Annotated in this window: 5 protein-coding genes; 2 read left to right on the forward strand and 3 right to left on the reverse strand. The window is 71.0% G+C overall.

Translation table 11 applies throughout. From position 1 onward, the window contains the following. Positions 1–114: 114 nt before the first annotated feature. A complete protein-coding gene (locus RZ84_RS16510; protein WP_043264960.1) occupies positions 115–405 on the reverse strand; it encodes a DUF397 domain-containing protein in 291 nt (96 codons plus the stop codon). Next, positions 386–1,240, reverse strand: a complete 855-nt coding sequence (locus RZ84_RS16515) for a helix-turn-helix domain-containing protein (protein ID WP_043264961.1) — start codon at positions 1,238–1,240, stop codon at positions 386–388. Before RZ84_RS16515 ends, RZ84_RS16510 begins: the two co-directional genes overlap by 20 nt. A 113-nt stretch (positions 1,241–1,353) precedes the next feature. On the opposite strand from RZ84_RS16515, the gene RZ84_RS38160 reads away from it, so the two are divergent. Next, positions 1,354–1,569: a hypothetical protein gene (locus RZ84_RS38160; protein WP_043264962.1), complete on the forward strand. Its 216-nt coding sequence runs from the start codon at positions 1,354–1,356 to the stop codon at positions 1,567–1,569. A gap of 38 nt (positions 1,570–1,607) precedes the next feature. Beyond that, positions 1,608–1,946, forward strand: coding sequence for an ATP-binding protein (locus tag RZ84_RS38165; RefSeq protein ID WP_241777731.1), 339 nt, complete (start codon positions 1,608–1,610; stop codon positions 1,944–1,946). Positions 1,947–2,096: 150 nt separating this feature from the next. Here the strand turns inward: RZ84_RS38165 and RZ84_RS16530 are convergent, their stop codons facing one another. Further along, positions 2,097–4,019, reverse strand: coding sequence for an AMP-dependent synthetase/ligase (locus RZ84_RS16530; RefSeq protein ID WP_043264963.1), 1,923 nt, complete (start codon positions 4,017–4,019; stop codon positions 2,097–2,099). Positions 4,020–4,108 lie beyond the last annotated feature (89 nt).

The raw sequence follows: 4,108 nt of genomic DNA on the forward strand, positions 1-4,108 counted from the left end.
GGCGACCCGTGCCTGGCGTGCGGCTCGCGCTCCGTCGACGCGAACGGGTGGGCGTTCTGGTGCAACTCGTGCCAGATGCAGACGGCTGTTGCCCTGCCGCCGCGTTGAGGGGTGTCAGCAGTCGCCGGCGGCGGTGATGGCACCAATAAAGGTGCCCCAGGCGGTAGTTGAGAAGGTGAGGGCCGGGCCCTGAAGGTCCTTGCTATCGCGGACGGGGACGATACCGGGGGTGCCGTCGGCGACCTCGACGCAATCCCCGTCGGAACCGTTGCTGTAGCTGCTCTTACGCCAGCGGGCGGCACCAGGGAACCCTTCGGCGACCTCAACGCAGTTTCCGCCGTCGCCGTTGCTGTAGCTGCTCTTACGCCAGCGAGCCGTGCTCAAGTCAATCTGGCTGGTTGCCATTTCGATAGTCCTCTGCCGCTGCCTGGATCAGGGCCAGGGACGCCTCAGGCGGCATTGCGGCGGCCCTGAGCCGATCGTATGCCTTGTGGTACTTCTTCACGAGGCCCGGATCGTCGATGGTGGCGCCGCTGTACGAGGACTCGGTGTAGACGAGCGGCGGGGCATCGGGGAACGTCAGCATCAGCGCAGGGCCGTACATGAGGGGGTGCGGGCCGCTTTTCCACGGAATGATCTGCACAACGATCCGTCGTCGCCCCACCAACGCCGCGATACTGGCGAGCTGTTCACCCATCCCCTCGGCCGGGAGCATGGGTTGTCGCAGCAACGACTCGTGCAGGATCGCCCAGTACTCCGGAGTCTTGTGGTCGTCCTCGAAGAGGCGCGCCCGTGCCACCCGAGCGGTGACCTTCTCGTCCACCTCTTCCTCGGTCGCGCCAGGATGCGCCGCGAGCACCGTGGCCCGCGCGTACGGCGCCGTCTGCAGCAGCCCCGGCAAAACGGTGGGGGCCCACTCGTCGATGGTGTCCGCGTGCTGCTCCGCCTCCAGGATCCGCCCGAAGTAGTCCGCATGCCCCGCCCGCCGCGCCTTGCGCACATCCGCGCAGCGGCGTTCGAAGTAGCCGTCGGTCTTCAGGAGGCGGTCCACGTGGCAGGCGAGTTCCACCGGCATGCGGCGCTTACCGTGTTCGATCTCGCTGAGGTACGTCTCGCCGAAGTAGCTGCCTTCGACGGTTTCCCGGAGCGTCAGGCCGGCCGCTTCGCGCTTCCAGCGCAGTTCGGCGCCGTAGAAGGCCGGGACGCTCGCGGATCCGTCAACATCCTTGCGTGCGGGCATGGTTCACCTTTCCACCATTCGCTCAGCGAGGTCGGATTCTCTTCCACGCTACGCCGCCACGACGCCACGCTGTGAGCAGTTCGTCACCATGCGTACAGAAGGGTTCACGCGCCATGCCTCACCCCAACCCCGCCCCCGATGACGTGCACGAGTGTGCGGAGGGGCTCCGTGCCGCGCTGCGCGAGTGCGGGATCACCTTGCCGTCCCTGGGGGTCGAGTTGCCGTCGTTCGCGGGGAGTTATCCGCCGCCGCTGGTCGCGCTGGGCAACTGCAACATGGCCACCGCGCGGCGGCTGGCCGAGGTGCTGCGCAAAGCGGCGCCGCGGTGACGGGGTGCCGTGCGCCGCTCACCATGGAGTTGCTCGCCATGCCGAAGGAGGTGCCCGTGCTGCGGCGGGCCGTGCGGGAGCACCTCGGTGGGCCGTGCAGTGAAGTCGAGCTGTGTGTGAGCGAGTTGGTCGGGAACGTGGTGCGGCATGTCGGGGCGGGCACGCCGGTCCGTGTCCGAGTCGCCGCGGCCGGGGACGGGCGGACGCGGATCGAGGTCAGTGATCCGGATCCGCGGGCCTTGCCGGTGCTGCTGCGGGCGGCGCTCGACGACGAGAGCGGGCGGGGGATGGCGCTGCTGGACGCCGTTGCGCTGCGGTGGGGCGTACGGCGGGGGGAGGCGGGCAAGACGGTGTGGTGCGAAGTCGCCGACGCCTAGGGCCTGTCCGAGCACCGGGACATCGCGCCGGGACATTGCGCCGGGGCGTTGTGGTTGCGGGTACGGCTGAAACCCCGTGCCACCTCCCCCACAGAGGTGACACGGGGGTTCCAGTTTGACGTGCGGAGGGCTACTGCTCCAGACCGGGGGTTACTGGCTTTCGTAAAGCTGGTCTATCTCTTTGGCGAAGTCGCGGGCGACCAGCGCGCGACGGAGTTTGAGGGACGGGGTCAGATGCCCGGTTTGCTCGCTGAAGTCCGCGGGGAGGACGGCGAATCGGCGGATGGACTCGGCGCGGGAGACGAGTTTGTTGGCGTCGTCGACGGCGTGCTGGATGTCGGCGAGGAGGCGTTCGTCCCGGACGAGTTCGGTGAGCGGGGTGTCGCGTTTCCTGGTCATCTGGCGCCAGTGGGAGAGGCCGTCGGGCTCCAGGGTGATCAGTGCGGTGATGTACGGGCGGTTGTCGCCGACGACCATGCACTGGCCTACGAGGGGGTGGGAGCGGAGGCGGTCCTCCAGGGGCGCGGGGGCGACGTTCTTGCCGCCGCTGGTCACGATGATCTCCTTCTTGCGGCCGGTGATGGCGAGGTAGCCGTCGGCGTCGAGGGCGCCGAGGTCGCCGGTGGGGAGCCAGCCGTCCTGGTCGGTGGCCGGGCGGGCGGCGCCCAGCTCGGCGTCCCAGTAGCCGGAGAAGACGTGGCCGCCGCGGAGCAGGATCTCGCCGTCGTCGGCGATGCGGACGGCGCTGCCGGGGAGCGGCCAGCCGACCGTGCCGATGCGGGGGCGGAGGGGTGGGGTGACGGTGGCCGCGGCGGTGGTCTCCGTCAGGCCGTAGCCCTCGAAGATCTCGATGCCGGCGCCGGAGTAGAAGGCGGCGAGGCGGTGGCCCAGGGGGGAGCCGCCGCAGATCGCGTAGCGGACCCGGCCGCCGAGGGCAGAGCGGATGCGGCGGTAGACGAGGGGGTCGTAGAGCTTGCGGGCGGCCCTGAGGGCGACGCCGGGGCCGGGTCCGGTGCCGTGCTCCCGGGCCTCGACGGCCTCGCCGTAGGCGCGGGCTATCCGGGCGGCGCGGTCGAAGGAGGCGGCGCGGCCCATTTTCTCCGCGGTGGCGCGGCCGGTGTTGAAGACCTTCTCCAGGACGTAGGGGATGGCGAGGAGGAAGGTGGGCCGGAAGCCGGCGAGGTCGGCCAGCAGTTCGTCGGTCTGGATGCTGGGGGCGTGGCCCAGACGGACCCGGGCGCGCAGGCAGCCGACGGCGACCATCCGGCCGAAGACGTGCGAGAGGGGGAGGAAGAGGAGGGTGGCGGCGGGTTCGTCGCTGACCGACCTGAAGACGGGGTGGAGGAGCTCCACGGCATTGTCGACCTCGGCGAAGAAGTTGGCGTGGGTGAGGGCGCAGCCCTTGGGGCGGCCGGTGGTGCCGGAGGTGTAGATGAGGGTGGCGAGGTGGGGCGGGGCGAGGGCGGCCCGGCGCGCGTCGACGGCCTCGTCGGGGAGGTCGCGGCCGGCGTCGACGAGCTGGGCGACGGCGCCGGTGTTGAACTGCCAGAGGTTGCCGAGTGCCGGGAGGTGGGGGCGGACGGCGCTGATCAGGCGGGTCTCGTCGACGGTCTCGACGACGCAGGCGCGGGCGGCGGAGTCCTGGAGGATCCACTGCGCCTGGAGGGCGGAGGAGGTCGGGTAGAGGGGGACGGTGACCAGGCCGGCGGCCCAGGCGGCGAAGTCGAGGAGGGTCCATTCGTAGGTGGTCCGCGCCATGATCGCCAGGCGGTCGCCGGGCTCCAGGCCGTGGGCGATGAGCCCTTTGGCCACGGCGCGCACCTCGGCGGCGAACTCGGCGGCGGTGATGTCGCGCCAGGCGCCGCTGGGCTGCCGGCGGGAGAGGACGGTCTCGTGCGGGGCCTCGGCGGCGTTGGTGAAGGGGATGTCGCCGAGCGAGCCGGTGCGGACGGGGGGGGCGAGCGGCGGGACGGAGACCTCGCGGACGACTCCTTCGGCCAACACCCGGTGCGGCTCGACGAGTTGGGGGACGGCAGGGGCAGTTGCGGGGGATGCACTGTCCTGGTTGAACACGAGCGGCTCCTCGTTTCTCCGGTGACGTGCGGGGGGTGGCGGTGATGCGGGGCGGGGGGGAGGGGATGCGGGGCGGGGCGGCGGGGGAT

The organism is Streptomyces sp. CT34, from assembly GCF_000805335.1.
Classification (GTDB): Bacteria; Actinomycetota; Actinomycetes; order Streptomycetales; family Streptomycetaceae; genus Streptomyces.

Excerpts from the sequence above, each read along its gene's own strand:
- RZ84_RS16510 (WP_043264960.1), bottom strand. The coding sequence starts at position 405 with ATGGCAACCAGCCAGATTGACTTGAGCACGGCTCGCTGGCGTAAGAGC.
- RZ84_RS16515 (WP_043264961.1), bottom strand. The coding sequence starts at position 1,240 with ATGCCCGCACGCAAGGATGTTGACGGATCCGCGAGCGTCCCGGCCTTC.
- RZ84_RS38160 (WP_043264962.1), top strand. The coding sequence starts at position 1,354 with ATGCCTCACCCCAACCCCGCCCCCGATGACGTGCACGAGTGTGCGGAG.
- RZ84_RS38165 (WP_241777731.1), top strand. The coding sequence starts at position 1,608 with ATGCCGAAGGAGGTGCCCGTGCTGCGGCGGGCCGTGCGGGAGCACCTC.